This window comes from Planococcus sp. CP5-4_YE, assembly GCF_019042655.1.
GTDB lineage: Bacteria > Bacillota > Bacilli > Bacillales_A > Planococcaceae > Planococcus.
In genome coordinates this window covers 58,309-85,027 of sequence record NZ_JAHPZO010000006.1, presented here as the reverse complement: position 1 = coordinate 85,027, position 26,719 = coordinate 58,309, and the positions used below count along the sequence as shown (strand labels likewise).

At 45.7% G+C, this 26,719-nt stretch carries 25 protein-coding genes; 18 read left to right on the top strand and 7 right to left on the bottom strand.

Translation table 11 applies throughout. The features are described from left to right. Positions 1-31: 31 nt before the first annotated feature. On the bottom strand, positions 32-598 hold the full coding sequence (locus tag KTG14_RS09350) for a hypothetical protein (protein ID WP_216970677.1): 567 nt from the start codon (positions 596-598) through the stop codon (positions 32-34). Between the two features lie 466 nt (positions 599-1,064). Here KTG14_RS09350 and KTG14_RS09345 point away from each other — a divergent pair, with 466 nt between their 5' ends. Further along, positions 1,065-1,910, top strand: a complete 846-nt coding sequence (locus KTG14_RS09345; RefSeq protein ID WP_216970676.1) for a LysM peptidoglycan-binding domain-containing protein — start codon at positions 1,065-1,067, stop codon at positions 1,908-1,910. A gap of 86 nt (positions 1,911-1,996) precedes the next feature. Here KTG14_RS09345 and KTG14_RS09340 read toward each other — a convergent pair whose 3' ends face one another. Beyond that, a complete protein-coding gene (locus KTG14_RS09340) occupies positions 1,997-2,965 on the bottom strand; it encodes a TRM11 family SAM-dependent methyltransferase (RefSeq protein WP_374939892.1) in 969 nt (322 codons plus the stop codon). Positions 2,966-3,419: 454 nt separating this feature from the next. Here KTG14_RS09340 and KTG14_RS09335 point away from each other — a divergent pair, with 454 nt between their 5' ends. The 3 genes from KTG14_RS09335 to KTG14_RS09325 all read left to right on the top strand — a co-directional run bounded on the left by KTG14_RS09335 (position 3,420) and on the right by KTG14_RS09325 (position 6,897). Then, complete coding sequence (locus tag KTG14_RS09335) at positions 3,420-4,580, top strand: aminotransferase class I/II-fold pyridoxal phosphate-dependent enzyme (RefSeq protein ID WP_216970674.1); 1,161 nt, start codon at positions 3,420-3,422, stop codon at positions 4,578-4,580. A gap of 149 nt (positions 4,581-4,729) precedes the next feature. Then, positions 4,730-6,355 carry a M20/M25/M40 family metallo-hydrolase gene (locus KTG14_RS09330; RefSeq protein WP_216970673.1) on the top strand — a complete coding sequence of 542 codons (1,626 nt, stop codon included), beginning with the start codon at positions 4,730-4,732 and terminating at the stop codon, positions 6,353-6,355. Positions 6,356-6,399: 44 nt separating this feature from the next. After that, positions 6,400-6,897, top strand: coding sequence for a cupin domain-containing protein (locus KTG14_RS09325; protein ID WP_216970672.1), 498 nt, complete (start codon positions 6,400-6,402; stop codon positions 6,895-6,897). A 67-nt stretch (positions 6,898-6,964) separates the two neighbouring features. On the opposite strand, the gene KTG14_RS09320 is transcribed toward KTG14_RS09325, so the two are convergent. Continuing rightward, positions 6,965-8,332, bottom strand: a complete 1,368-nt coding sequence (locus KTG14_RS09320; RefSeq protein ID WP_216970671.1) for an aspartate kinase — start codon at positions 8,330-8,332, stop codon at positions 6,965-6,967. Between the two features lie 129 nt (positions 8,333-8,461). Between KTG14_RS09320 and KTG14_RS09315 the strand changes: the two genes are divergently transcribed. From KTG14_RS09315 to thrB, 3 genes are read left to right on the top strand one after another with little or no spacing between them, the layout of a single operon-like run. Beyond that, complete coding sequence (locus KTG14_RS09315; RefSeq protein ID WP_216970670.1) at positions 8,462-9,760, top strand: homoserine dehydrogenase; 1,299 nt, start codon at positions 8,462-8,464, stop codon at positions 9,758-9,760. Continuing rightward, complete coding sequence (thrC, locus tag KTG14_RS09310; RefSeq protein WP_216970669.1) at positions 9,757-10,818, top strand: threonine synthase; 1,062 nt, start codon at positions 9,757-9,759, stop codon at positions 10,816-10,818. Before KTG14_RS09315 ends, thrC begins: the two co-directional genes overlap by 4 nt. Beyond that, positions 10,815-11,720: a homoserine kinase gene (thrB, locus tag KTG14_RS09305; protein ID WP_216970668.1), complete on the top strand. Its 906-nt coding sequence runs from the start codon at positions 10,815-10,817 to the stop codon at positions 11,718-11,720. The genes thrC and thrB overlap by 4 nt, the downstream gene beginning before the upstream one ends. A gap of 44 nt (positions 11,721-11,764) precedes the next feature. Here the strand turns inward: thrB and KTG14_RS09300 are convergent, their stop codons facing one another. Then, positions 11,765-13,189, bottom strand: coding sequence for an NAD-dependent succinate-semialdehyde dehydrogenase (locus KTG14_RS09300; protein ID WP_216970667.1), 1,425 nt, complete (start codon positions 13,187-13,189; stop codon positions 11,765-11,767). Between the two features lie 340 nt (positions 13,190-13,529). On the opposite strand from KTG14_RS09300, the gene KTG14_RS09295 reads away from it, so the two are divergent. The 9 genes from KTG14_RS09295 (at position 13,530) to KTG14_RS09255 (ending at position 21,387) form a co-directional block, all read left to right on the top strand. Beyond that, on the top strand, positions 13,530-14,726 hold the full coding sequence (locus KTG14_RS09295) for a hypothetical protein (RefSeq protein ID WP_216970666.1): 1,197 nt from the start codon (positions 13,530-13,532) through the stop codon (positions 14,724-14,726). A gap of 23 nt (positions 14,727-14,749) precedes the next feature. Further along, positions 14,750-15,928 carry an amidohydrolase gene (locus KTG14_RS09290; protein ID WP_216970665.1) on the top strand — a complete coding sequence of 393 codons (1,179 nt, stop codon included), beginning with the start codon at positions 14,750-14,752 and terminating at the stop codon, positions 15,926-15,928. Positions 15,929-15,948: 20 nt separating this feature from the next. Then, on the top strand, positions 15,949-17,244 hold the full coding sequence (locus KTG14_RS09285) for a M20 family metallo-hydrolase (protein ID WP_216970664.1): 1,296 nt from the start codon (positions 15,949-15,951) through the stop codon (positions 17,242-17,244). A 187-nt stretch (positions 17,245-17,431) separates the two neighbouring features. Then, positions 17,432-17,731, top strand: coding sequence for a MarR family transcriptional regulator (locus KTG14_RS17990; protein WP_058383334.1), 300 nt, complete (start codon positions 17,432-17,434; stop codon positions 17,729-17,731). Between the two features lie 324 nt (positions 17,732-18,055). Further along, positions 18,056-18,715, top strand: coding sequence for a YveK family protein (locus KTG14_RS09275; RefSeq protein WP_216970663.1), 660 nt, complete (start codon positions 18,056-18,058; stop codon positions 18,713-18,715). A gap of 26 nt (positions 18,716-18,741) precedes the next feature. Next, positions 18,742-19,725, top strand: coding sequence for a GNAT family N-acetyltransferase (locus tag KTG14_RS09270; RefSeq protein ID WP_216970662.1), 984 nt, complete (start codon positions 18,742-18,744; stop codon positions 19,723-19,725). Between the two features lie 33 nt (positions 19,726-19,758). After that, positions 19,759-20,244, top strand: coding sequence for a hypothetical protein (locus KTG14_RS09265; RefSeq protein ID WP_216970661.1), 486 nt, complete (start codon positions 19,759-19,761; stop codon positions 20,242-20,244). Positions 20,245-20,254: 10 nt separating this feature from the next. Then, positions 20,255-20,566, top strand: a complete 312-nt coding sequence (locus KTG14_RS09260) for an MGMT family protein (RefSeq protein ID WP_216970660.1) — start codon at positions 20,255-20,257, stop codon at positions 20,564-20,566. 86 nt (positions 20,567-20,652) lie between these two features. Beyond that, the gene (locus KTG14_RS09255) at positions 20,653-21,387 is read left to right on the top strand and encodes a gamma-glutamyl-gamma-aminobutyrate hydrolase family protein (protein ID WP_216970659.1); all 735 of its coding nucleotides are present in this window, start codon (positions 20,653-20,655) and stop codon (positions 21,385-21,387) included. A gap of 96 nt (positions 21,388-21,483) precedes the next feature. Here KTG14_RS09255 and KTG14_RS09250 read toward each other — a convergent pair whose 3' ends face one another. Beyond that, the gene (locus KTG14_RS09250) at positions 21,484-21,864 is read right to left on the bottom strand and encodes a hypothetical protein (protein WP_216970658.1); all 381 of its coding nucleotides are present in this window, start codon (positions 21,862-21,864) and stop codon (positions 21,484-21,486) included. A 12-nt stretch (positions 21,865-21,876) separates the two neighbouring features. After that, positions 21,877-23,166: a tetratricopeptide repeat protein gene (locus KTG14_RS09245; RefSeq protein WP_216970657.1), complete on the bottom strand. Its 1,290-nt coding sequence runs from the start codon at positions 23,164-23,166 to the stop codon at positions 21,877-21,879. A 400-nt stretch (positions 23,167-23,566) separates the two neighbouring features. Between KTG14_RS09245 and KTG14_RS09240 the strand changes: the two genes are divergently transcribed. Then, positions 23,567-24,160, top strand: a complete 594-nt coding sequence (locus KTG14_RS09240; RefSeq protein WP_258048452.1) for a general stress protein — start codon at positions 23,567-23,569, stop codon at positions 24,158-24,160. A 159-nt stretch (positions 24,161-24,319) separates the two neighbouring features. Further along, positions 24,320-25,267 (top strand): YflT domain-containing protein, encoded by a 948-nt coding sequence (locus KTG14_RS09235; RefSeq protein ID WP_216970655.1) that lies wholly within the window; start codon positions 24,320-24,322, stop codon positions 25,265-25,267. A 56-nt stretch (positions 25,268-25,323) separates the two neighbouring features. Here the strand turns inward: KTG14_RS09235 and brnQ are convergent, their stop codons facing one another. Continuing rightward, entirely contained in the window at positions 25,324-26,646 is a 1,323-nt protein-coding gene (gene brnQ / locus KTG14_RS09230) for a branched-chain amino acid transport system II carrier protein (protein ID WP_216970654.1), read from the bottom strand. Positions 26,647-26,719: the final 73 nt, after the last annotated feature.

The following is a 26,719-nucleotide window of genomic DNA, read 5'->3' as shown; positions in this document are numbered from 1 at the left end:
GAAATCTCTCAACGGTTTTTGGTAATTCATTTTATTCTTTTTGATATTGCTTAATCTTCTCAAGTATTTCTTCCTGTTCCTTATCGGCATCTGATGTGGATGGAATGAAAGGATTTTCGTTGTAATCCATCCGTTTCCCATACCGCAGCATCTCGTAAATAATCATGCCATTATTGGGCATGCCCCCTTGCATTTTCATCGGCACCACATCAAACAGCAGGTAAAAAATAGCGTAGAAAACAAATCGGTCCCAAAAAGTCATGAATGACTGGAGCACATCATTAGCAAGGAGCGCATTAAGTGACAATGCCAGAATAAGGGTCATCAAGATAGGGCTCCCATATAAATAAATATAAGCGAATTTGTTGTCTCTCTTCAATGAATCGTAAGAAAACCAACTATACAATTGATAGTACTTGCGCACATCGAAGATCCCTATTTTAAAAACACGTGGCCCTGAGCCGATTGTCAGCCTCGGATTTTTCACCCCGACAACGCCGCTGGCAATCAGATATCCCGTTTCTCTTATAAGAATCGTTAATGGCAGTATAATAAAAGCGGAAATCACAAGTGAAATAAAATCAGAAAAATCGAACATCGAATTCTCCTTTCTGTTTTTGTTAACAACAAAAAGTATAAAAATAGGATTATTGCGCAAAATAAAAACACCAAAAAGAAGCTTGCACTCTTTTGGCGTTACTCCAGCTCAATCGTCTGGCTCACTCTACCGAATTATTTAAATGGGAACAATCAATTTTGGGGAAATGGCGCGGTAATCACTAATGAACAGTGGTCATGCAATATTATGGAGCAGCACCAAATTCATATTTTAATGATAGCCAGTGATTTAGGTAATGTCAAAATATCCATTACCCATTTTATGCCTTAACGGTGGAAGCTCATAACTGCACGATATATAAAAGCTAGGAAATTGAAGGGTTTATTTTATATATAACGAATTGTAATAATAGCATAATTGTAATAAAAAGATGATTGTTATTCTCGGTAAAAGGGTACTTAAGTAGTGGTGGATATAAAATAAAATAGGAAAGTAGGGAGGTAAAATGACTGGATTTCAATTGACACCTGTCCCTTCAGCCAACAAGAAAGAGACCGAAACGCCGAAAGGAAAGAACCGGCTATCCAAAGTTCTCTTGTCATTTGCGCTAGTCTCATCCGCAGCAGCGGCAGGCCCTGTCATGTCACCCAGTGCAGCTACTGAAGTGGCCAGTTATTACATTGTCCAAAAAGGGGATACGTTCTACAGCATCGCGAAAAAGTACGGCTTAGTGGTTGAACAACTGATGGCGGCAAACTTCACTACCAGCACGAAAATCATCGTCGGTCAAAAAATCGCTATTCCGCACAAGAACCAATCTTGGTCTGGAAATCAGGAAGACCTGGATGCAAGAAATTATCAAGTAGTCAAAGGGGATACTTTGTATTCCATTTCCAAACGAACCGGTGTTTCGATCGACAGCATCAAGAGAATGAATAACTTAACATCCGACCTGATCATGATCGGGCAAGTCTTGACGCTGTACCCGGATGTCGGGGTGATACACCGGACTTCCGCAACGTATTATGTGAAGTCAGGCGATACGAAGTACACGCTTCGCAACAAATTCGGCAACACGGTCACTTTGCCAAGCGGTGAATTACAGGTGCTTCAACCGCTTAAAATCACCGGAAAAGTTCTTGAACTTACCACAGAAGAACCTTTCGGGCTGGCGGATGGCCGCGTGATTGAAGTAAAAGTCGGCAGTGATTATTATGCGGTCAATCTGTACCAAGGAAATGAACCCATCCAGCATTTGGCCGATCGCAATGATCTTAGGCTGACATTTACGGTCGTTCGTGTAGGCGAGCGCTATGAAATGGTTTCTTATGCGGTCCAACAGTTGGAATAGAAAATAAAGTAGGTGTTTGGAAGGCTAGCGAAAAAATCACCCCGCCAATTAGGCCGGGGTGATTTTTTGTAGCTGCGCATCTAATTTCATGCTTGCTGAAATTCCTGCTCAGAAGAACGAGGGATCTCCGCTTTCTCGCATACAAGAATTTCACGCAGGAACAGTGATTTTTTGGCAATGCAGCGGTCGATTATGATGAACCCTGCTTGCTCTATCATATGGTCGATCGGATCGATGGTGACGACGAGTAGTTTTTCAGTAACTGGTAAGGCATGTTTCAGAATTTCCTGTTGTTCATCAGGTGTTGCATGCGTGTACAAATTATAAGGCATATCGATGATGGCGACGTCGTATTGCTCTTCAATGTCGGCGATTGCGCCCAAATCGACCGATCCAGACAAGCCGAAATGTGCGATGTTTTCCCGCGAGCCATCGACGACAAGCGGATTGATATCCCGGCCAACAATGTCGATTCCCATTGATAAAGCTTCGACCAGAACCGTTCCGATACCACAGCAAGGATCGATCGCTTTAATGCCTTTTGGCTCCGGTACGGCGATATTTGCGATGGCGCGAGCGGTTTTCGTACTGAGCGCAGTGGAGTATTCGCGCGGTTTTTGCTGGTGTCTGAACCAGACCGACTCACTCAATTGATAGATCCCGAAATGCCAGCGACCATCAAATGGAATCAACCCGAATATGATATCAGGATTGTGGACATCTGCTTTTCCTTTGATGACAAAGCCGATTTGGCGCTCCATTTCACGCTTTTCCTCAAACGCGACTTGCTCAGCTGTGTCCAATCCATTGATTTTAGGGAAGATGACTTTGAATGTGGAATCTTCCATGTCCAATTCCGCAGCCTGGTTCACAATATCCGCGAACTCCGCCCCTTCAAACAAGAGCTCAATCCGCTCCTTGATGAAAGGGCTTCTTCCTGGCGCGATGGCGCGATGGCTTTTGATGACCTTGCCATCGGTGTCCTTCCCGAAAAATGCGCGCATTTCCAACTGGCATAAATCCTTTTCGTCTTGATGATAAGCATAGGTATACATAAATCCGCCTGTTGGCGATAATGGTTTCAATTCATCCCGTCCTTCTTGAAGCACTCTCTCTAAACTACATATGTCCAGTATACCAATACCAGCGGTATAATGAATCATCGGCAACATCCAAAAGCCGGCCAGGTGGTACAATCCATTCGTCAAACATCGGATGAGACAATCCTGTACCAAAATGCCAACACGTAATAAAGCATTCAATCCATTCTTGTAAACAGCAATAAGATTTCTTGGAGTCTAGTACAATCCACTCGTCATTTAACTCTCAATTCATGTATTATTGCACGTAGTGGTCAAGTTAACAAAATGTTTTGAGATAGTGTGCTCATATTCAAACAAAAACGGGACTGCCTTCCATTTAGTTACAAGAGCTAATTAGCACATCCAGCTCACTAAAGTATAATTTTTTGAAAAAAGTAATTGCCAGTTGCAGAAAGGTTGATTCTTTATGAGTATGAAATTAAATAAACGAGTCGAGTCGATTCGGATTTCTGGGATTCGCCAATTCGCCAATCAAATACCGGCTTATCCCAAGGCGGTCAATTTGACGATCGGCCAGCCGGATTTCCCTACTCCTGAAGCAGTTAAACAAGCAGGGGCCGAGGCCATCCGCAATAATCAGACAAGCTATACCCATAATGCAGGCGCGATGGAGCTGCGCCAGGCAATTCAATCATTTTTCAAAGACAGCTACGGCTTGTCGTACCGTGCAGAAGATGAAATCATCGTCACCAACGGCGCAAGCGAAGGGCTTGATTCCGTATTCCGGACGATTTTGGAAGAAGGGGATGAAGTGATCTTGCCAGCGCCGACCTACCCGGGATACGAGCCGCTCGTGCAACTATGCGGCGCCAAAGTCGTCTACTTGGATACATCGGATAGCGATTTCAAACCGGATCCTGAAGCGCTCGAACAATTGATCAATGACCGCACCAAGGCGGTCTTGATGAACTTTCCATCCAACCCGACTGGTGTTACGATGACGATGGATGAGCTGTCCGCTTTGAAAGAGGTCTTCGAACGCCACGAATTGTATATCGTGACAGATGAAATTTACAGTGAGAATACATTCGGCGGCACTCATTGCACATTTGCGTGCTTTGACAGCCTGCGTGATAAAACGGTCCTCATCCAAGGATTGTCGAAATCCCATTCGATGACCGGCTGGCGCATTGGTTATATTTTGGGACCTGCGAAACTGATGGAGCACGTCTTGAAAGTGCATCAATACAATGCAATTTGCGCTTCTGCACCGGCCCAATACGCCGCAATCGAGGCGTTGACGAACCAGCGGCATGTCCCTGCGGAAATGAACAAAGCCTATATCGAGCGCCGTGACTTCGTCTATGAACGCCTTACGGGTATGGGCATTGACGTCGTCAAGCCGAATGGGGCTTTCTATATTTTCCCTTCGATTGAAAAATTCGGGTTGCCTTCCTATGAATTTGCCATCCGCTTATTGAAAGAAGGCGGAGTGGCCGCTGTTCCAGGTTCCGCCTTCACTGAATATGGCGAAGGATTTTTACGTATTTCCTATGCCTATAGCATGGCTGTTTTAGAAGAAGGTATGAATAGGCTGGAGAAATTTGTTTCTAAACTTAATGATTAATAAGAAAATGGCAATAGTTTCGAACAGCCCGCGGCGGACTAATCGCACGGGCTGTTCGAAGCATTTAGGGAGAAAAGTGGATCTTTTTTACATGGCGATAACTAAACACCATAAGTTTAATTTAAAGGAAAAGGAAAGGACTGGTCTAAATGGAGCGTTTCTGGGATACACCGGAGAAATTGGAGGATTTGCTGTGCGAGCTGGTCAGCTGGGAAAGTATTTACCTGACCCAAGGGGAAGCGGAATTCCCGGTTAAATTAAAAGGTTTATTGGGGGAATTGGATTATTTCAAACAGCATCCGGACCAATTGGAGCTCGGCGAAGTCAACTGGGGGCGTACGTTCTTGACGGCGCTTTATAAACATGAAGACGCCGTGGAAACGGTTGTTCTGATCAGCCATTTCGATACGGTGTCAACTGAGGATTACGGAGTTTTGCGCCCGTTGGCTTCAAATCCCCGCCTGTTGACACGTGCGCTCCATGATCGGAAGGAAATGCTCACTGAAGAAGCCTTGGCTGATTTGGAATCGGGCAATTATTTGTTCGGCCGCGGAACGATGGATATGAAAGCGGGGCTCGCTTTGCATATGGCGCTGCTTGAAAAGGCATCGATCGAACAATGGCCGGTCAATCTTTTGCTATTGACGGTGCCGGACGAAGAAGTCAACTCCAATGGCATGCGCCATGCTGTTCCATTTCTTTTAGAATTAGCTGAAACCTATCAGCTCGATTATTCTTTGTTTTTGAACGGCGAACCGGTATTCGCCCAGGACCCAAAAGAAAGCGATTTTAAGGTATATAGCGGCAGCATCGGGAAAATCATGCCGAGCGCCTTATTTTACGGGAAAGAAACCCATGTCGGCGAACCGCTCAGTGGGCTGACTTCGAATTACATGGCATCGTACTTGACCCAGCAAATGAGCTGGAACTTGAAATTCCGTGAAACGCTTTACGGCGAAACATCGCCGCTTCCGGTCACGGTCTTGCAGCGCGATGTTAAAATGGAGTATTCTGCACAGACGCCGTATCGCGCAGTGGCTATGTACAATGTTTTCCTGTTAGAACGCAATGCAGAAGAAACGATGCAAATGTTTGAAGAAACGGCTCGTGAAGCGCTGGCTAAAATGAGCCGCGATTATACCGAGATGTGCACGCGTGAAGGCATCGAGCCGATTAACGAAGTGAAAGTGTTCCGATTCGAGGAGCTGAAGGAATACGCGCTTGAAAAATTAGGCGAAAAAGCAGTGGAGCAGATTATGTCGAATGTCACAGAAGATGTCGATCACGATGTGCGGGAACAGTCCCATGCCATTACCGATCAATTATTGATTCAATGCCATGAACTGACGCCGGCTGTCATCTTGCTGTTTGCACCGCCGTATTATCCACCAGTCAATTCGAGTGATTCAGAGCTTGTCCAAAAATGCATTCAGCAAGTTCAGGAAACGGCGCTAGAGCGATTTGGCCTGGAAGTGAAGCAAGGCCATTATTTCAACGGCATTTCCGATTTAAGCTACGTCAATTTCCAGGATCAGAACGAAGGATGGCAGACGTATGAACAAAATACGCCTGTTTACGGTAGAAGCTATAGCATTCCGTTCGATTCGATGAACAAGCTCAAAGCGCCGGTATTGAATGTCGGGCCATTTGGGCGTGATGCGCATCAACGCACGGAGCGCTTGAACCGCAAGAGTGCATTCGAGGAACTTCCTATCCTGCTGGAAGATTTGCTGTTGTCGCAGTTCACGCCGGTATTGTCGAATAAACAAGCATAACTGGACGCATGCCGGGTAAAGAATGGCAAAAGGAGCTGATTCCAATGAAAGATGCACAGTTTTTTCATTTTGAAGACGATGGCCTAATCCCGAACAATCCCGGGCTTCCAGTAGTTTTCTATCCGGCTGCATTCAACGGAAAAACAGAGCGAATTGAACAGGCTTTTCAGCAGCATGGCTGGGGCAACACGTGGCAAGGCGGTGTATTCGATTTTCATCATTACCATAGCAACACGCATGAAGCACTTGGTGTGGTGAGCGGATCTGCGCGGCTGCAATTGGGCGGTGAAAGCGGCGAAGAAGTAGAAGTCGAAGCAGGGGATGTCTGTGTTTTGCCCGCGGGGACAGGCCATAAACGCTTATCGGCTAGTGAGGATTTCCTCATTGTGGGTGCCTATCCCGGAGGGGTGGAATATAATTTGAAAACCGGTGAGCCGGATGAGCGTCCATATGTATTGGAAGATATCCACAATACGCCGCTTCCAAAGACCGATCCTGTTTACGGCGACGAAGGGCCATTGCTTTTAGAGTGGAAGGCATGAGACATCAATAAAAGACGAAGCGCAAGGTGTAGAGACCTCGCGCTTCGTCTTTTTCGTTTATGGAATTTTACTGGCCGACAAGTGCGGGGGCGAAAAATTCTTTGTACAGTTCATTGAGGATTTTTGCTTCGTCTTCTTTCAGGATGCCGAACACCAAGCTGACTTCGGAAGATCCTTGGTTGATCATTTCAATATTGACGTCAGTGCGCGCAAACGCAGCGGCAGCACGGGCAGTCAGGCCTTTATTATTGTTCATCCCTTCTCCCACCAACACGATCATCGAGAAATCGTTGCGGATATGGACATCGTCCGCTTGGAGTTCTTTCTTGACCCGTCCAATGATGCGTTGTTCTTTTTCATCATCGAGCTGATGGCTTCTGAGGATGACGGATAAATTATCGATGCCGGATGGGATGTGTTCATAGGAGATTTCCTCTTCTTCCAGGATTTGCAGCAGTTTGCGGCCGAATCCGACTTCGCGGTTCATTAAATACTTGCCGACATATAAGGTAGAGAAGCCGCTATCTGCGGAGATCCCGGTAACGGGACGCGGGGAGCTGGCGCGTTCTGCGACAATCATCGTGCCAGGAGCGGACGGATTGTTGGTGTTGCGGATGCACAGCGGCACCGACGCCCGGTAAGCGGGCATCAAGGCTTCATCATGAAGAACGGCAAATCCAGCGTAGGACAGTTCTCGCATCTCGCGGTAAGTCATCTGATCGATTTCTACCGGATTGTCGACAATTTGTGGATTGGCCACAAAAACACAGTCGACATCGGTGAAATTCTCATACAGCTCGGCCTTAACGGCAGCTGCCAGGATGGACCCCGTGATATCAGAGCCGCCCCGGTCAAATGTGCGAAGCATTCCGGATGTTGTGTATGCAAAAAATCCGGGAAAGACGGTAATCGACTGCTTTTCCGCTAGCGAGGCAAGCTGGCCATAGGATTCAGGCAAGGCTTGTGCGCGTTCCGGCGGGTTGTTGACGAATAGGCCGGCTGTGTGCGGATTAACGTACTCCGCCTGCATTCCGATGGATGTGAAGTAGGCAGCGATCAACTTCGCTGAATTGTCTTCTCCTGACGCTTTAATCGAGTCAATATACAAATCGTGTTGGCCGCTGTCTGCACGCAGGCGGTCTGTGAGGTCGGCACGGATGATATCGATGATTTCCCGGCTAAGACCGAGTTCATCTGCGATTTCCGTGTAACGGTCGATGACTGCCTGCAAGGGCTGTTGGATAGATTCGCCCAACAATGCAGCGGACGCGAGACGGATGAGCAGATCGGTTACTTTTACGTCTTCGCTATGGCGCTTGCCTGGAGCTGAGACGACCACCACCTGGCGTGCCGGGTCCGCTTTGATAATGCTTGCGACTTTTCTGATTTGCTGAGCACTAGCGACTGAAGTTCCACCGAATTTGCATACTTTCATCCTATCAAGTCCCATCTTTTTTTAATAGTCTGTGAAAAGGGTTGTTTTCGATAATACATAATACTATAATGTCTCTATGACAAAAACAACTGTTTTTTCACAGTGTACACACCATGGGGGGAATCGTCAATGAAAAATGAAATTGCAATCGGATTATTAGGTTTCGGCACAGTGGGCAGCGGCGTGTCAAAGATTATCCAGCAACATCAGGAAGATCTTCAGCACAAACTCGGTGCACAAGTCGCGATCCGCAAAGTGTTGGTGCGTGATGCCGGGAAAGACCGGATATCGGACCTTGATCCGAATGTCTTCACGACAGATATTGAAGAAATCTTGAATGATTCTTCCCTCGATATCATTGTAGAAGTGATGGGCGGCATTGAAGGGGCAAAAGCGGCGATGGAGCAGGCATTGAAAGCTGGCAAGCAAGTCGTGACTGCCAATAAGGATGTCATGGCACAATATGGCCATGATTTATTGAAATTGGCAGATGCCGAAAAATGCGATCTCTTCTATGAAGCGAGTGTGGCCGGGGGCATTCCGATCATCCGCACGCTTGAAGACGGCTTGGCCTCTGACCGCATCTCGAGCATGATGGGCATTGTCAACGGGACCACAAACTTTATCTTGACGAAAATGAAGCAGGAAAAGAAAAGCTATCAAGATGCACTTGCGGAAGCAACGGCACTTGGCTTCGCAGAAGCTGACCCGACAGCGGATGTAGGTGGTCTCGACGCAGCGCGCAAAATGGTCATCTTATCATCGCTCGCTTATTCGACAGAAGTGAAGTTAGATGATGTCAATATCCGTGGCATGGATACAATTAAGGACGGCGATGTGGAGATGGGCGAGAGCCTGGGCTACACGATGAAAATGGTCGGGTCTTCGACAAAAGATGAAGACGGCATCGATGTATCGGTTGAACCGATTTTCCTGGCGAACAGCCATCCTTTGGCTTCGGTCAATAACGAATTCAACGCCGTTTACATCTACGGGGATGCGGTTGGGGAAACGATGCTTTACGGCCCAGGTGCAGGCTCGTTGCCGACAGCGACGTCAGTCGTATCCGATATTATCGCAGCTTGCCGGAACTTGCTTCTCGGAGTGAACGGAAAACGTGAACACGCAGCACAACATGAACGCGTGATCAAGCCAGCGGATAAAAGCTGTTCAAAATATTTTCACCGTTTGCTGGTGGATGATGTCGTCGGAGTATTGTCTAAAGTGAGCGCCATTTACAGCCATCACGGCGCGAGTATCCAATCCATCGTGCAAAATCCAGGGACAGACGGAAACGAAGGAAAAGCGGAGCTTATTTTAAAAACACACGAAATTTCCCGCCAGCAGCATTTGGATGTCTTGAAAGAACTTGAAGGAATGGCTAGCCTAATCAGCCATTACCGCATTGAAGGGGAGGATGCAGCATGAGATGGCCTGGACTAATCGAACAATATAAAGAGTGGCTGCCGGTGACGGAAGCTACCCCTCAACTGACATTGCAAGAAGGCAATACACCGCTGGTCCATCTCGAGAAATTATCTGCTGATTGGGGCATCGAGATCTACGCTAAAATCGAAGGCGCAAACCCGACTGGTTCCTTCAAAGACCGCGGCATGGTCATGGCTGTCGCCAAAGCGAAAGAAGAAGGAAAAAGCGTATTGGTGTGTGCATCTACAGGAAACACTTCAGCTTCAGCAGCTGCATATGGTGCCAGAGCTGGCATGCGGACGATCGTTGTCATACCGGAAGGCCGAATCGCGCTTGGCAAGCTGGCGCAAGCGAAAATGTACGGTGCAGAAATTTTGGAGATCAAAGGCAATTTTGACGAAGCGCTTCAAATGGTCCGTGAAATCGGCAAATCGCCGGGCATCGCACTCGTCAACTCCGTTAACCCGTACCGCCTCGAGGGACAAAAGACGATTGCTTTCGAAGTGATAGAACAGCTCGGGAAAGTGCCGGACCTGTTCGCGCTTCCTGTCGGCAATGCCGGCAATATTTCTGCTGCTTGGAAAGGCTTTACTGAACACGCCGAACGCACTGGCGAAAAACGCCCTGAATTGCTGGGTGTCCAGGCGGAAGGCGCTTCGCCGATTGTCCAGAACAGAGTCGTGGAACAGCCTGAAACGGTCGCCACGGCGATTCGCATCGGAAACCCGGCGAGCTGGCAATTGGCTCTCCATGCGCTGGATGAATCGAAAGGAACGATTCTTTCAAGAAACGATGATAAAATCCTCGAAGCTTACCAGCTACTTGCCAAGACAGAAGGTGTCTTCGCGGAACCGGCATCCTGCGCATCGATCGCTGGCCTGAAAAAACAAGTCGAAGACGGCCACATCAAAAAAGGATCGACCGTTGTCTGTGTATTGACAGGAAATGGCCTGAAAGACCCGGCGACAGCAATCGAAGTCAGCAAACAGGACGGGATGCTCGAAGCCGCAAACATGGAGCAGTTCTGGAAGGAGTTAAAAAAGGAGGTCAAAGTATGAGCAGGAAAGAGTTTTCGATAGCAGTTCCGGCATCCACTGCCAACTTGGGCCCCGGATTCGATTCCATTGGCCTTGCCCTGGATCTCCACTTGAATATCCATGTGTCGCCTGCCGATTCGTGGCAGCTCATTTATAAAACGGCGGAATATGCCCATTTGTCCGGTGTTGAAGATAATTTAATCCTCCAAGCGGCTGAACGTACAGCTGCGGCTTTCAGCAAAGAGTTACCTCCAGCAAAACTGGAAATAGAAACAGATATTCCACTCGGGCGGGGGCTCGGCAGTAGCGCTTCAGCCATTGCAGCAGGTATTGAATTGGCCAATCGTTTGCTCGGTTTGCATATGTCCAACCAGCAAAAAGTACAAATCGGCACTGAGATGGAAGGCCATCCCGATAATATCTCCGCGTCACTACTTGGGGGCTTAACGATTTCCTATTACGATGAAAAGCAGATAGAGACCGTTCACGTCGAACAAGTCGATATCGGGGTTGTGCTATTGATCCCTCAGGAAATTTTCTTGACAGAAGAGTCTAGAAGCCTGTTACCCGAACAGCTTCAACACGCTGATAGTATAAGGGGAAGTGCCGCGGGCAATGTACTTTCTGCCGCGATGGCGCGCGGCGATTGGGAAAAAGCAGGCAAGCTCATGAGCAAGGATACCTTCCATCAGCCATATCGCCAACATCGTTTCCCGGATTTTAAGGAAATTGGTGAAGCTTGCCGTAAACTCAGCGCCTATGGATGTGCGATCAGCGGCGCTGGACCGTCGCTGTTCATTGCGGTTAGCGCTGGAGATCAACAGCGCATTGCGGAAGCACTCAGCCAGTTATTCCCTCATTATGAGAGCATGGCGATCAAGCCGGCCATTATCGGCACCAAATCATACGAAACAGTGGCATAACTAAAAGCTCCGGATCAGCTGATCCGGAGCTTTTCTGTATGTTTTTATAGTTTGATGGAGATATATTTGGTTTCAAGGAAGGCATCGAGCCCTTCCTGTCCGCCTTCACGGCCAATGCCGCTTTCTTTCATTCCGCCGAACGGAGCTTGTGCAGCAGATGGCAGGCCATCATTCCAGCCGACGATGCCGTATTCCAGGTTCTCGGCGATGAAAGTGCCGCGTGACATGCTTTCAGTGAAGAAATAAGAAGCTAGGCCAAAGCGGGTATCGTTTGCCAATTTGACTGCTTCCTCGTCGGTTTTAAAGCTCATGATCGGCGCAACTGGCCCGAAGGTTTCTTCGTTCATGACGAGCATATCTTCTCTAGCATTGACTAGAACGGTCGGGTTGTAGAAATAAGCGTCGTTTTCGGATTGGCCGTCGCCGCCAATCAATACTTTTGCGCCTTTATCGACGGCATCTTTTACGTGGCGCTCTACTTTTTCGTAACCATCTTTGTCGACGAGCGGGCCGATATCCACCCCGTCCTCAAGACCATTGCCGACTTTTAATTGGCCGGTTGCTTGCTTAAGCTTCTCGGAAAATTCATCGACAATACCTTCCTGTACATAAATGCGGTTGCCGCATACGCAAGTCTGCCCGGCGTTTCGGAATTTTGAAGCCATGACGCCTTCGACCGCTTTGTCGATATCTGCATCGTCGAGAACGATGATCGGCGCATGACCACCAAGTTCCAATGACAAATTCAGCATGGTCTCGGCACCTTGCTTCATCAATTCCTTGCCAATTTCAGTCGAGCCGGTAAAAGTTAGCTTGCGGACGGATGGATGGCTTGTAAACACTTTTCCGATTTGTGAGGCGCTGCCGGTAACCAAGTTGACGACGCCTTTCGGGAATCCAGCTTCTTCCGCCAGTTCAAACATGCGGACCGCTGTGAGCGGCGTCATCTTCGCCGGTTTCGAAACGAACGTGCAACCAGCTGCAAGGGCAGGCGCAATCTTACGTGCCATCATGGCAGCAGGGAAATTCCAAGGAGTGATGGACGCCACTACGCCTACTGGCTGTTTATTAATTTGAATTCGTTTGCCGTCTTTGCTCGCAGGGATAGTCCGGCCATAAACGCGTTTTCCTTCTTCCGCGAACCAGGAAATGAAGGAGGCGGAATATTCCACTTCACCGATTGCTTCTTTCAGCGGTTTGCCCATTTCCTTCGTCAGGATTTCACCGACTTCTTCTTTATGTTCCAGCAGGAGATCGTGCCATTTCATCAATAGCTCTGCCCGTTCATAAGCCGTTGTTTTCGACCAGGAAGGAAATGCTGCAGCAGCAGCTTCGACTGCTTCAGTCGCTTCTGCTTCGCCGCCGTTTGGCACTGTCCCGACTTGTTCACCGGTCGCAGGATTCATGACTTTAATCGAATCATTGCCTTTATCCGTCCATTCACCATTTATATAATGTTTGCCATTCATCTAAACTCCTCCTTAAATTATGCTTCTTGTAGTCAATACCTCACCTGGAAAATGTCTAAACTTGGACTAGCTTGCGCCAGCAGATGTCCCGTAGTTGGAAATCGCAAAAAAAAATTTGTAAAAGATTAAAAAAAATCATGTTTATTCAGATACGCAATATATCGCTGTTGGTTGCGCTTACATTAAAATAAAAATTTATTCAATTTAAAGTTATTTCAAAATAGTCTATAAATTTTATTTCCGAACTCGAAATTGTGTGCTACTATTGCTTAAAACTAATAAGCTTCAGAAAAAACCTGTTTTCGCATAATGTTATGAAGCTGAGAGAGGAATGGATACTATGCCCCAAATGTTAGCCTTGGCCATTATGGCTTTCATCTTATTTATTGGAGAGCTGATCTCCATTCGCACCAAAGCTTGGATTCCCTCGATTTTCGTCAGTGGGGTATTGTTTCTTATCGGGTATTGGACGTTCTTTCCGGAAGATATTGTGACAATCGGAGGGATCCCGCCAATTGTTGCTACTTTGCTGATCTATTTGCTGATCACGAACATGGGGACCTTATTATCGCTGGAGGAACTGAAAAAGCAGTGGCGCACGATTTTGATCGCCTTGTCCGGGATTTTAGGGATTGTTGTCTTCTTGCTTGCAATCGGGACGTTGCTGTTTGATTTCCAGACCGTCATCGTTGCCATTCCGCCGCTTGTCGGTGGATTGGTATCGGCATTGATCATGTCGGAAGGAGCAACGGCTGCTGGGCTTCCAACGCTCGCTGTATTTGCCATCGTCATTTACGTTATCCAGGGATTTGCAGGCTATCCGCTGACGTCTGTCATGCTAAAAAGAGAAGGTCGCAATTTGCTGCAAAAGTACCGCAATAACGAATTGACGGATTATATACCTTTGGCAGCAGGGACGGCTGAAGAAAAAGTCCAGGACGAAAAACCGAAGCTGTTTGCGGCCTTACCGGAAAAATACAATACCGATTTCTTCAAATTCTTCCGACTTGCTTTAGTCGGTTACGCTGCGTATCTTGCTTCAACATTGGCTGCACCGATTGTGGAAATCAGCCCGTATGTATTGTGCTTATTGTTCGGGGTATTAGCGCGTTCGATTGGATTCTTGGAGCGCCACCCGCTGCAAAAGGCAAATGGCTTCGGATTTGCGATCATGGCTTTGTTGCTATTTATCTTTGACGGCTTGAAAACGGCAACGCCTCAAATGATGCTGGAAATTCTCTATCCGTTGCTTGGCTGCATCGTGATCGGACTTGTTGGGATGTACATCTTTTCGTTCATCATTGGGAAAATCCTCAAGGTCAGTAAAGAAATGGCATTCGCTTGCTCGTTGACGGCGCTTTACGGATTCCCGGCGGATTACATCATCACGGTTGAAGTGATCAACGCCTTGACGCAGGATGAAAAAGAGCGCGAGATGCTGACGAGCCGTATGCTGCCGCCAATGCTCGTCGCCGGATTCATCACGGTCACCATCGTCTCGGTCATCTTGGCAGGAATCTTCGTCGGTTTCCTGTAAGCAATTATTAGGAGGGTTTTGCAGTGATTCTTGAAGAGATCAAAAAAGAAATAGCAAATCATGCCGGGGAACTGGTTGATATCCGAAGAAAATTGCATAGCGAACCAGAACTGTCTTGGGAGGAGCATCGAACGACAGAATACGTCTTTAACTATTTGACCGAACTGGGCATCAAATGCCGCAAGACTGAACCGACCGGCGTCATCGGTGAGTTGGCTGGCGCAAAACCTGGGAAGATGGTGGCGCTGCGGGCGGATATGGACGCTTTGTCAGTCGAAGAGTTGACTACAGACTTGCCGTACCGCTCTAAAGAACAAGGGAAAATGCATGCTTGTGGTCATGATGCCCATACGGCGATGTTGTTAATTGCCGCAAAAGCGCTTGTTTCGGTCAAAGGCCAGCTCGAGGGAAAGGTCAGATTCCTGTTCCAACCAGCGGAAGAAGTGGCAACTGGGGCACGTGAAATGGTCAAGCAAGGCGCGATGGAAGGTGTCGATAATGTCTTTGGCATGCATATCTGGTCGCAGAGCCCGACCGGGAAAGTATCCTGTACGGCAGGCCCCTCCTTTGCATCAGCCGATATTTTCAATATCCGGTTCGCAGGGCGCGGCGGGCATGGTGCCATGCCGCAAGCGTGCATCGATTCATCAGTCATGGCTTCTGCATTTGTCATGAATGTACAGTCGATCGTCTCAAGAACGATTGACCCAAAGCAGCCTGCAGTCGTCACGGTTGGCAAGATGATGGTTGGCACACGCTTTAATGTCATCGCAGAAAATGCCCTGATCGAAGGAACTGTCCGTTGTTTCGATCCGACAGTGCGCGACCACATCGAAAAGCAACTCGAAGTGTATGCCAGAAATACAGCCGAGCTCTACGGGGGAACCGCTGAACTTGAATACATCCGCGGCACGCAGGCGGTCATCAATGATGTGGAAAGTTCACAATTGGCTCTTGCAGTTGCAGCGGAAGCATTCGGGGAAGATGCCTTGTACCGAGAAGAACCGACCATGGGTGGAGAAGATTTCTCATTCTTTTTGGACGAAGCGCCAGGCTGTTTCGCATTGGTCGGAGCTGGGAATCCAGAAAAGGACACACAATGGGCGCATCACCACGGGCGGTTCAATATCGATGAAGATGCGCTTTCCACCGGTGCGGAATTGTATGCACAATACGCCTATAGTTATTTAACTAAAAAATAATCGAATCGATGGAGGGGCTTATGGGAAATAGCACATTATACGAAGATTTGATCAAGGGATACGATAAGCAATTGGACCATTCAGGAGTCAGCGGGGACCGCATCGCAAAACGATTGCATGCCTTGTCGGAAATTGGCTACACCGAACCTGGCGGAGTTAAACGGCCAGGTTTGTCTAATGAAGAAAAACAAGCCAAGCAATTGGTCAAATCCTGGATGGAAGAGTCGGGCCTCAAGGTGAGGGAAGACGGTGCTGGAAATGTTTTCGGCTCTTTACCGGGGCGCTCGGATGTCCCTGCCATCGCGTCGGGGTCACACGTTGACAGCGTGCCGAACGGCGGCAATTTCGATGGGCCGCTTGGCGTGCTTTCTGCACTCGAAGTGGTTGAAGCCTGGAAGGAAGACGGTTTTGTTCCCGAAAAACCATACGAAGTGGTGATTTTCACCGACGAGGAAGGCTCAAGATTCAACAGCGGCCTGACAGGAAGCCGTGCGATGACTGGCGATATCACCGAAGCGGAAATGAAGCAATTGCGGGATTATAATGGAGAAAGTTTAGAACAAGTTCTTGAATCCTACGGCAATTCTCTGGACGCATTTCGCAAGTCGGTCAGGAATTTAACTGAACTGGAGTTATTTGCAGAAGTGCATATCGAGCAAGGCAAGAAATTGGAACAGGAAAATCAGCCGGTCGGCATTGTTAGTGGAATCGCTGGCCCAGCTTGGATGGAAGTGCGATTTTCAGGACAGGCCGGCCATGCCGGCAATACGCCGATGATTGGCAGAACGGATAGTTTGGTCGCAGCCGGTGAATTTGTCAGCCGCTTGCCTGAACTTCCCCCGGCGATCAGTGAGACGGCTGTTGCAACAGTCGGGAAGCTGGACGTCTCGCCAAATGGCATTAATGTCATCCCTGAGCAAGTCGTGCTGCACGTCGATGCGCGCGACATCCACAAAGAACCGCGGGATCAGCTCGTGGAGCGCATTCGAAACTTGGCAGAAGAAGTAGCTGGCAAGCACCGGGTTACTGTTTCACTCCAGCAGAATACAAGCATCACTCCTGTACCGATCGCAGAAGAACTGCAGCAGGAAATTTCGACGGTGTTAGAAGAGCAAGGAATTGAACCGGTGCGGATCCCAAGCGGGGCAGGACATGACGCCATGATCGTCGGGCGCCACATTCCGGTCGCAATGCTTTTTGTCCGCAGTAAAGACGGCATCAGCCACAATCCGAAAGAATGGTCGTCCTTATCGGATTGCGTTCATGGGGTTCATGCTTTGAAAGCGTTCATCGAGTCGAGAATGGCAAAAACATAAGTGATCTTTTCGCAAGACAGAGGCATTTCCTCTGTCTTTTTTTGATGCCAGGAAATTTGAAATATATGGTGGAAGAGATCCTTATTATGGAATTATCAGGCTAAATTGATATAGAGTGTATATTTACCAGTAAATCGGGTATATATAATGTAAGTAATGATTCTGAAAATGTACGGAGGTGATGAACGTGAAAGCAGTTGAGAATAATGCTTCTAATAACGCACGCCCGTTTTCTGAAGAAAAAATTCTAAAAGAATGCCGCCATTATTTTTCATCGGAAACTGCTCGAACAGCAGAAATCGCTGAGAGATTTATGGAATATTTTATTAGAAATGCTTCTTCGGAAGGTGTTCTTTTCAAGACGATTAAAGAAATCACACACGATTTGAATATTTCTCATCAAACCTTGACCAAAGTACTGAAACGGCTCGAGGAAGAAGAGATTATTTATAGAAGAAACGGCATCATCGGTTTGTGGCAGGAATAATTGAAGTGATTTGAAGAATCAGCTCGGCGAAGACTAGCGGATATTCCGCTAGTCTTTTTTTATGCCGATTTTTATATGAGTTTAAAATGGAAGTTTAGAATATAAAAAGAATTATCTTTCAAGAGTGAATATATATAACTATGTTATTTTTTTTGAAATGAAATAGATTATTGTATAAAGCCTATTTGCTCATTTTTATTAATATTTTTTATGAAAATCCACTTTAAAGTGTAGAATGAACCAAGGAAGTGTGATATAAAGGTACTAGAATAATCTGAATTTTTAGATAGGAAGATCGATAATGCTTAGCGAGGAGGATGGGAAATGGGGAAACAACTAATGGGCCATCGACTTTTAGCATGCATCAGCAGAAATTTCGTGTTGGTAGCCGGTACAACGGTTTCTACAGTTTTTGCCGTATGGCTTGTGTCAGTCTTTATTTATGAACCAGAATACATGGCGACAAGCCAAGTGTTTGTCGAACCGCTAACATTCGATGCGTTTCATGGAGAGGCTTTAGCCACTTCTGATTACCAAACTTTAGAAGCTTATCAAGTTTTAGCGAAAAGCCCTGCCGTCCTGTCACAAGTTCTGGAAAACACAGCTAGCCGCTATTCGATGGCCGAACTTCATAATCGCATAACCATCAACCGGCCGGAGAATTCCCGAGTTCTTAATATCGTCGTCACTGCTGGAACTAAAAATGAAGCTGCTGCCATAGCTAATGCCATTGCCTTTAACTTGCAAGAAGAAGTAAAACACTTATTGAAAGTGGATAACGTGAACGTCATCTTAAAAGCAAGCACGTCCAATGGCGCACTTGAAGAAAATAGCGGTTTGAGCGTACTGTTGTCTCTTTCAGCCGTTGCCGGGCTAGTCGCTGGAATTCTTCTGAGCCTGACGTTCGAGTTGTTGGGTATTTTAAAGCGATACGCCCAATTTGGCAGAAAGAAAAGTACGCATTTACAAACCGTCTTCAAATAAGCAGTAGTTAAAGCAGGGGTGAGATTATGTATAAGCTGGTTTCCATTCAAGACCATATTAAATGGCAGGAAATTCTGGATGCTTTGGACATACAGGATATTTACTACACGACCCAATACTTTCTGAGTGCCCTTAAATTGGATCCAGGAGAAGCTTACCTCTTTTATTTTCAATGTCAAGATGGGGAAGTGGCGTACCCTTTCATTAAAAGAAAAGTGAATGAAGAAAAGCCGCAATATTTCGATATTTCCACGCCCTTCGGCTATGGCGGACCGGTTTTGAATATTCGTTCCACCAGCGCAGCGCTCGTAGAGAACTTCAGGAAAGAATTCATCGATTTCTGTAAAAAAGAACAAATCATCGCTGAATTCATCCGATTTCATCCTTCTAAGAAAAATGCTGAGCTCTTTGAAGGCCATATGCAGTTATTACCCTTATATGAGACTTATTCAATTGATTTTAAAAAATGGCAAAGGCCCTTGGTGGAGGAAAAAGAACTTTCATCTAAAATAGATGTCCGAAAGTTAGGAACTGTCCGACATATGTTTGAATTCCTTGTCCTCTATTACTCAAATGCCCGCAGAAGGGAAGAAGCTGATAGCTATTACTTTTTTACCAACGATTACTTCGAAGCTTTAGTCAGCGCGCTTGGTCCGAACCTTCATCTATTCGGTGCATATAGAGAAGATAAATTGGTTTCGGCATGCTATGTACTGGCGATGGGCAAGACCATGCATTTCCATCTGGAAGGCAATTTGCCGGAAGGTAAAAAGCATCAAGCTGGACATGAATTATTGGCTAAGGTGGCTGAATGGGGCTCGGATAATTATTATGAAGAGTTTCATTTGGGAGGGAGCCTGGACAGCGATTTGGATGATGCGAAACGCGAGGTTGCCAATATGCCGGCGTTCACCTTTTTTATCGGAAAAGTCATCCATGAGCAACAGCTGTACGATCGATTCATTTCCTTAGATGACGGTGACATTATTCGACGCTACCGCAATATTTGAACTAGTTCCAGCAAATATAGGGAGGTATAATAAATGAGATATACACAATACAAAGGGGTAGTGGAACGGGAATATAAAAAGTCGTTGCGCAAAATCATGTATGAATTATGCGTTGTGGAGGGATTGGATTCAATTGATGGTGCGTTGCGTCTTGGGGTTGCCAAAACCATTTTTGAATACTGGCGTAATTTTTACAGATACGATGACCACCAGCGACTATTTGATCAAAAAGTACAGGAGCTTGACAAAATGCATTTCCTTTTTGTGAATGAAGGAAGGAAGCAAACTGCCCAAGAACCACTGCGGCATACCGATGAATCCAGTTTGGCTGGTTTCAAGGAGCAAGTTGAAAAAATAGCTGCTTATTATCGCCAAGTACATGTCGAAAGTGAGGGGTTGGCTGTGGAAGCGTCCAATCTTCCATTGTTTGAGTTTGTCGAAGAATTGCTGCAGCGATACGAGGCTGGCGAGTTGCTTAAAGAGCTAATGAGAAATTCACCAAACGCCAAGAAGGGGTAGTTATTAAGAGATGCAACCATTTACGAAAAAAGCGATTGAAGTCATGAAGGACATACCACAAGGAAAAATAATGTCATACGGGCAAGTGGCCCGTGCCGCCGGGAGCCCGCATTCTGCTCGTCAAGTCGCGAGAATTCTTCACAGCATGAGCGAAAAACACAATATCCCCTGGCACAGAATTGTCAACAAAAAAGGCGAACTCGCCATCAAGGATGGAGATGCGCGCTATACCCAAAAACTGCTATTGGAAGAAGAAGGGCTTTGTTTTGAAGAGAATGGGAAAGTATCCTTAAGCCACTATCAACACTTTCCGGATCTGTGAACAAGAAAATGTAAGTTTATCATCAGCCTGAAAAAGGGTATAAACCTGCATCGACAAATTTTTTTGTGCAGAAATGGGGAATTGTAGTGGCTACAGAAAACAAACCGGTTATTGGAATTACGGCCCGTGTAGAAGAAGATCAAATGTATTCATTGGATCCTGTCTACGCAAATGCCATCTTACAGGCAGGAGGATTGCCTTTGATTGTCCCGATTGTGGATGAAGAAGATATTCCTCTTCTTTGTGAGCGATTGGATGGATTGATCGTCACAGGGGGCGGGGACATCAACCCGAATATTTATGGGGAAGAGCCTCATATCCAGTTAGGTGCCGTTTATCCGGGCAGCGATAAATATGAAGCAGAACTTATTTTGAATTTCCTTAAATTGGATAAACCATTCATCGGAATGTGCCGTGGCATGCAAATGTTCAATGTCGCTTTCGGCGGAACCGTGTACCAGGATCTAGAAACTCAATATGAAGGCACACTTTACCAACATAAACAAATGGCTATGCGTACACACCGCACGCATTCCGTAAAATTGGAAGAAGACAGCTTGCTTTATGAAATCATGAAAGAAAAGGAATTTCATGTGAATTCTTTCCATCACCAAGGCGTAAAAGACGTTGCGGAAGGCTTAGAAGTAGCAGCCCGTGCGGCAGATGGGCTTGTGGAAGCATTACAAAGCCCGAATCATCAATTTGCGATGGGCATCCAATGGCATCCTGAAGAATTTGCGCTACAAGGTGATGAAGCGTCACGTAATATCTTCTCGTATTTCGTAAAGGAATGCCTGATTGACAAAAAACAAAACCAATAAGAAAAACGCAGGGGCTGTCCCTGCGTTTTTCTTATGTAACAAGCAAAAACCCGCCCTCCGTATTGGAAGGGCGGGTTAAAAATTGATAGTAATAAATTATACCTTCGGATTGACGAACCAAGGCTCAGGAACGCGAGCTTTCACAGCTACTTGATCTTGAACGAACCAAGGCTCAGGAACGCGAGCTTTCACAGCTACTTGATCTTGAACGAACCAAGGCTCAGGAACGCGAGCTTTTACAGCTACTTGATCTTGAACGAACCAAGGTTCAGGAACGCGAGCTTTTACAGCTACTTGATCTTGAACGGACCAAGGTTCAGGAACACGAGCTTTTACAGCTACTTGATCTTGAACGAACCAAGGTTCAGGAACACGAGCTTTTACTGCAACCTCTTCGGTACTAGTTGAAGCTGAAAATGCCGGTAACGAGCTTAATGCGATTGCAGTTACAAATATAATAGCCATACCTTTTTTCATATTTTCCACTCCCTAATTAATATTCGTGACTTTTTTATAAGCGTTTTTAGCTTTTTCCATAAATTCAGCAGATTCTTTAAACTTCTCTTGTCTAAAGTTTATATTACCCAAATGTCCGTAATAATATCCTAATTCATTGTAATTTTCGGAATCCTCTAAGCTAGGGACTAATTTAGCAAGAACTAAACTTTCAAATTGTTCTTCATCATCATCTAATAAATGAACTAAACATATAAACTCTACATAAGCCTCTCTAAATGCTGCATTAGTAGGTGAATCTAGACGTAAGTCTTTGTTTTTAATTCTTTCCAATCCCATTCTTATTATATCTCTAGCTTTTTCTTCATTCTCTAATTCTAAATAACTCTTAATAAGAATGCAGTATGTCAATATACTATCTGCAAAATATTCGTCAGGAATAAACTTTAAACAATTAGTTAAGTGCATTATGGCGTCTTCATAGTTCTGATATATAAAATAAGAGTATCCTAAATTAAATTCAGTAGTAAATTTTAATATGTCTATATCCAATTTACTGCCGATAGTTAACGCATTCTTATAATGCTCTAATGATAGTTTGTAGTTGCCAAAATATTCATGACTTATAGCAATATTAATGTGGCATTCTACAATTCTTTTAGGTACAAATTCTTGTTGATATATTTTTAAGGCCATCTCTGAATATTTATAAGCAATCTCCGTTTCTCTTAATTGGGTACTGGAGATTCCGATTGAATAATACAGGTCTGCGAGTTCCGCAGCAGAAATTGTATTTGGAACGATCCTCTCAGCAATTAAATATGTTTTCAACGCATTCTCATAATCATTCAAGATGTAATTATAGTTACCGTTATATTTGTGATACAGATAATACTGCTCTTGATCCATGAATTCCTTGAAGCGGTCCATCTCTTTAATTTTATTTTCTGCACTTTCTAAATCGCCTGTAATGATGAAATAGCGGATTTGTTGAATATCGAATTCGAGTTCGACATCTTCGTCTGCGCGCAGGAGAGGATGGTTGCAGATATCTGCATAATGTTCCATGATCTTGCCCTTGTTTTGGGGATGGAGCAATGAATTTTTAAAATTTTTCACTAGCACTTTGCCGATCGGATTGTCTTTGGCAGCTAGCGGAATTTCGAGTTTTTTGCATAACGCTTCCAAATCTTTAAGGGCGGGTTCTTTCAACCCAGCTTCAATTTTTTTTAGGTCTTTTGATGAGAAAATGCCTGATGCAGTTTCTTCCATGCTGAAACGTTTTTTCAGCCGATGATATTTCAGTCGCATCCCTGTGTCCATGTCCGCTCTCCTTTCCGTTTGCATGGGCAGTACTTCAATCATCCATGTAGGAGAGTTTTCCTCCGCTTGGCCAGGCGGCCCTGACAAGCGTATATCCGAGAGATTGTTTAGTACGATAATTACCGCCTCCACATCCACATTTTACTTTATTTACACATATTAAATCTATGATAGCATCAATTTTCAAAATAAACTGCTTTTTTATTTCTATTACTCTTGTTTTGAGAAAAAAGGTAAAAAGTGCCTATCCACTAAATTAATAGCCAAATCATTACAGTATTTGTACTTACTACTAGTCCATTTGTTCTACCGAAATAATTTCGTGAAAGTTTAGATAAAGTGCAAAGAAGGGTAAAGAAGAATAAGGCAACAGTAAAATCAAATAAACGGGGGTATTATAATGAATTCGTCAAATAAAAAAGTGCTTGGAATTGTGTATTCTCAGGAGGATTTTGAGCGAAAAATGACCCAGCTTAATGAGCAAGGCTATTCAGCAAACGAAATCCATGCAGTAGCTGAACATACAGATGGATTGAACAATCGCCAAGTGGAAGTTGAAAAAGCGGGGACCTTTGGAGATAAAATGAAGAGTTTTGTTACAGGAAAAAGCGCAGTCAAGGAATCCATTGATTCACTTGGCTTATCACAAGAAGAGTCGCAGCGGTATACAGAAGATGTCGCTAAAGGCGGAATATTGCTCTATGTAGAAGGCGAAAGAAAAGGAATCATTGATGCCGTGAAAGAGTCGGAAGGAGCACCTGAACATGAACCTACTGACGCAGAGCGCCGACAGTACATCCAGTCTGTCGATAATAATTATGATGAACAGGAAGACCGTTTCGCCCGCGGGGAGACTTTCCTTCAAGATCCGACCTTAGTGAAAGATGAACGCCATGTGTCGTTTACGACGCAAGAAAAAGCAGAAGTCGAAAAAGCCAGAGGCGGAACGAGCAAAACGGAAGCGCAAACCAAGACGGATAAAAAATACAGATGATTTCTCGGTCCCGGTCAATAAAGGACCGGGATTTTTTTATCCTATAAATCAGTCTTTATCAGGCTTAAAATTATTATATAGAAGAAACGAGATGTTTTAGCAATGATAAAGTGCGGGTAAACAAACAGCAAGACAAGTTAAAATCAGGAGGTTTTATGAATGGCACAGACAAACCGTCAATTTGAAATTGTTTATACACAGGAAGAAATGGAACATGCTTTGGAGGCCCTTATTTCAAAAGGCTACCGGAATGAAGATATCCATGTGCTCGCAAACGACAAAAATTTAGTGAACGAAGCACACGACCGCTATGGAGTGGATTCCAACAAAGCGAACTCTTTCGGCAACCGTATCAAAACCCTTTTGACTGGGGAAGACAAAGCCCGTGCTAAGCTCGATGAATTCGGTGTCGATCGCGATACGGCTGACAATTATGAGCGTGAAATTGAACGTGGCGCTGTCCTATTGTATACCGATGGTGAGCCTAATGGGAATGGGGAAAGCAAAGAACATTTCTCTTCCCATTCTGACGACAACCGCCCGATGGACATGGACGCTGGAGAGCGCAATACAGCGTTTGCGCCATTTGGCCGTGATGTTGAGCGGGACGGCAGAAGGCATGATGATGAAAAGCTCATTGATAAAGATATCCAAAAACATGAAGGCCGTCACGATACGGGCGTTGAAGACATTTATACAAGCGATGCGACGCGTGAGCAGACGAATAAATCCCAATTACACAGCAAATCCCAGGATTCCCGTTTAAAAGGCGATGAAATCCATCCGACAACCGATCGTGTCAAACCATCGGAAGCGGAAAAACCATCCGAAAAGCGCATGGAACATGAACCGAAGCTTGGTGACCAAGACGGTGAAAACGAACTGAACCGCGAAGACGGGGTGAACCGTCGGCAAGATGAGCCTTCCCCAGGATCCGACCCGAATCTCGGGCCAGCGCCATTCGGCCGTGATTCAGAAGAAGAGCACTTAGCCGAGACGGAGCGCCGTGACGATTACGAATCAACAAAAAACCCGAAAGACGTTGATGATTTCCATAAAAACGTAGAGAAAAAGACGGGTACGCCACCGACGCCAAGGCTATTTTAAAATTAGAAAAAGGCCAGAGAAATGTGAAATTTCTCTGGCCTTTTATGTGCATGTAATTATCGTTTATGGGCGGTTCGTGCAATGACGATGCCTATAAGTGTTCCAATGATTGCGGGGACAAGCCAGCCAATCCCTTGTTCATAGAAAGGCAAGTAAGAAAAAATCTGCGTGATTGCATTGAACTCAAAACCTGTACTTTTCAATGCATCAAAGATGCTGATAACACCCGTAAGGACAAGTGGAATGATATAGACGTAAGATTTTTGGTAAAAGGAATGATCGAAAAATGACAGAATGACAAGAACAATTGCGAGCGGATAGATGGCCAATAATACCGGCAATGAAATGGCGATCAATTGAGTTAATCCGACATTGGCAATGATAGTTGAAAATCCGGCGAATACGAATACATAGGCCACATAAGGAAGTTGAGGGAAGATTTTATTGAAAAACTGTGCTGTAGCTGACACCAGCCCGATGGAAGTTGTCAGGCAAGCGAATGTGATCGCAGCAGCCAAAATGATGCCGCCAATTTCGCCATACAGGACACGTGAAGCGAGCGCAATGACTTCTCCGCCGTTGTCTTGCATGCCAATAGCTTCTACACTGGTTGCCCCGATATAGCTTAGGGATAGGTACACTAGCGACAAACCGGCTGCCGCAATGAATCCAGCATACGCTGTTGTTTTCAGGATGGTGTTCTTGTCTTCGACGCCTTTTGCGCGAATGGATTGGATGATGACAATCCCGAATACGAGCGCAGCAATTGCGTCCATCGTCAAATAGCCTTGAAGAAAGCTTTCGAAGAACGCTTCTGTGTCATAATTTCCGACAGGGGCACCAATCGGCCCCATAGGCGTCAGGAAACTTTTAATAGCCAGGAAGCTAATGACCACGATGAGGATCGGCGTCAGGATTTTGCCAATGCGATCAACAAGTTTCGTCGGGTTCAGTGCAAACAGCACAGTAATAACAAAAAAAATGAGCGTGAATAGCAGTAATGACCAGAAAGATGATGATATTTCAGCGGACAAAAAAGGAGCAGTGCCAATTTCGAAGGCGACAGTAGCTGTACGGGGGATTCCAAAGAAGGGCCCGATAGCCAAATAGACGATCATGGTAAAGACGATGCCAAAGACTGGGTGGACCCGTCCTGCAATCGATTGCAAGTCTCCGCCGGCTTTTGCGATGGCAAGTATGCCTAATAGCGGCAATCCGACACCTGTCAACAAAAAGCCAGTGATGGCGGGAAGCAATTGGTCTCCTGCTAATTGTCCAAGGTAGGGAGGGAAGATTAAATTTCCAGCACCAAGAAACAGCGCGAAAAGCATAAGGCCAATAGTTAGAGTTTCAGATTTTGTAAGCGTTTTCTTATTCATAGGAGTTCTCCTTCTGCATTAAACATAGTCGCACAAGAATTTATTATAACTGAATTCACGCAGTTATGAAAAT

Excerpts from the sequence above, each read along its gene's own strand:
- KTG14_RS09350 (WP_216970677.1), bottom strand. The coding sequence starts at position 598 with ATGTTCGATTTTTCTGATTTTATTTCACTTGTGATTTCCGCTTTTATT.
- KTG14_RS09345 (WP_216970676.1), top strand. The coding sequence starts at position 1,065 with ATGACTGGATTTCAATTGACACCTGTCCCTTCAGCCAACAAGAAAGAG.
- KTG14_RS09340 (WP_374939892.1), bottom strand. The coding sequence starts at position 2,965 with ATGTATACCTATGCTTATCATCAAGACGAAAAGGATTTATGCCAGTTG.
- KTG14_RS09335 (WP_216970674.1), top strand. The coding sequence starts at position 3,420 with ATGAGTATGAAATTAAATAAACGAGTCGAGTCGATTCGGATTTCTGGG.
- KTG14_RS09330 (WP_216970673.1), top strand. The coding sequence starts at position 4,730 with ATGGAGCGTTTCTGGGATACACCGGAGAAATTGGAGGATTTGCTGTGC.
- KTG14_RS09325 (WP_216970672.1), top strand. The coding sequence starts at position 6,400 with ATGAAAGATGCACAGTTTTTTCATTTTGAAGACGATGGCCTAATCCCG.
- KTG14_RS09320 (WP_216970671.1), bottom strand. The coding sequence starts at position 8,332 with ATGAAAGTATGCAAATTCGGTGGAACTTCAGTCGCTAGTGCTCAGCAA.
- KTG14_RS09315 (WP_216970670.1), top strand. The coding sequence starts at position 8,462 with ATGAAAAATGAAATTGCAATCGGATTATTAGGTTTCGGCACAGTGGGC.
- thrC (WP_216970669.1), top strand. The coding sequence starts at position 9,757 with ATGAGATGGCCTGGACTAATCGAACAATATAAAGAGTGGCTGCCGGTG.
- thrB (WP_216970668.1), top strand. The coding sequence starts at position 10,815 with ATGAGCAGGAAAGAGTTTTCGATAGCAGTTCCGGCATCCACTGCCAAC.
- KTG14_RS09300 (WP_216970667.1), bottom strand. The coding sequence starts at position 13,189 with ATGAATGGCAAACATTATATAAATGGTGAATGGACGGATAAAGGCAAT.
- KTG14_RS09295 (WP_216970666.1), top strand. The coding sequence starts at position 13,530 with ATGCCCCAAATGTTAGCCTTGGCCATTATGGCTTTCATCTTATTTATT.
- KTG14_RS09285 (WP_216970664.1), top strand. The coding sequence starts at position 15,949 with ATGGGAAATAGCACATTATACGAAGATTTGATCAAGGGATACGATAAG.
- KTG14_RS09275 (WP_216970663.1), top strand. The coding sequence starts at position 18,056 with ATGGGGAAACAACTAATGGGCCATCGACTTTTAGCATGCATCAGCAGA.
- KTG14_RS09270 (WP_216970662.1), top strand. The coding sequence starts at position 18,742 with ATGTATAAGCTGGTTTCCATTCAAGACCATATTAAATGGCAGGAAATT.
- KTG14_RS09265 (WP_216970661.1), top strand. The coding sequence starts at position 19,759 with ATGAGATATACACAATACAAAGGGGTAGTGGAACGGGAATATAAAAAG.
- KTG14_RS09260 (WP_216970660.1), top strand. The coding sequence starts at position 20,255 with ATGCAACCATTTACGAAAAAAGCGATTGAAGTCATGAAGGACATACCA.
- KTG14_RS09250 (WP_216970658.1), bottom strand. The coding sequence starts at position 21,864 with ATGAAAAAAGGTATGGCTATTATATTTGTAACTGCAATCGCATTAAGC.
- KTG14_RS09245 (WP_216970657.1), bottom strand. The coding sequence starts at position 23,166 with ATGGACACAGGGATGCGACTGAAATATCATCGGCTGAAAAAACGTTTC.
- KTG14_RS09240 (WP_258048452.1), top strand. The coding sequence starts at position 23,567 with ATGAATTCGTCAAATAAAAAAGTGCTTGGAATTGTGTATTCTCAGGAG.
- KTG14_RS09235 (WP_216970655.1), top strand. The coding sequence starts at position 24,320 with ATGGCACAGACAAACCGTCAATTTGAAATTGTTTATACACAGGAAGAA.
- brnQ (WP_216970654.1), bottom strand. The coding sequence starts at position 26,646 with ATGAATAAGAAAACGCTTACAAAATCTGAAACTCTAACTATTGGCCTT.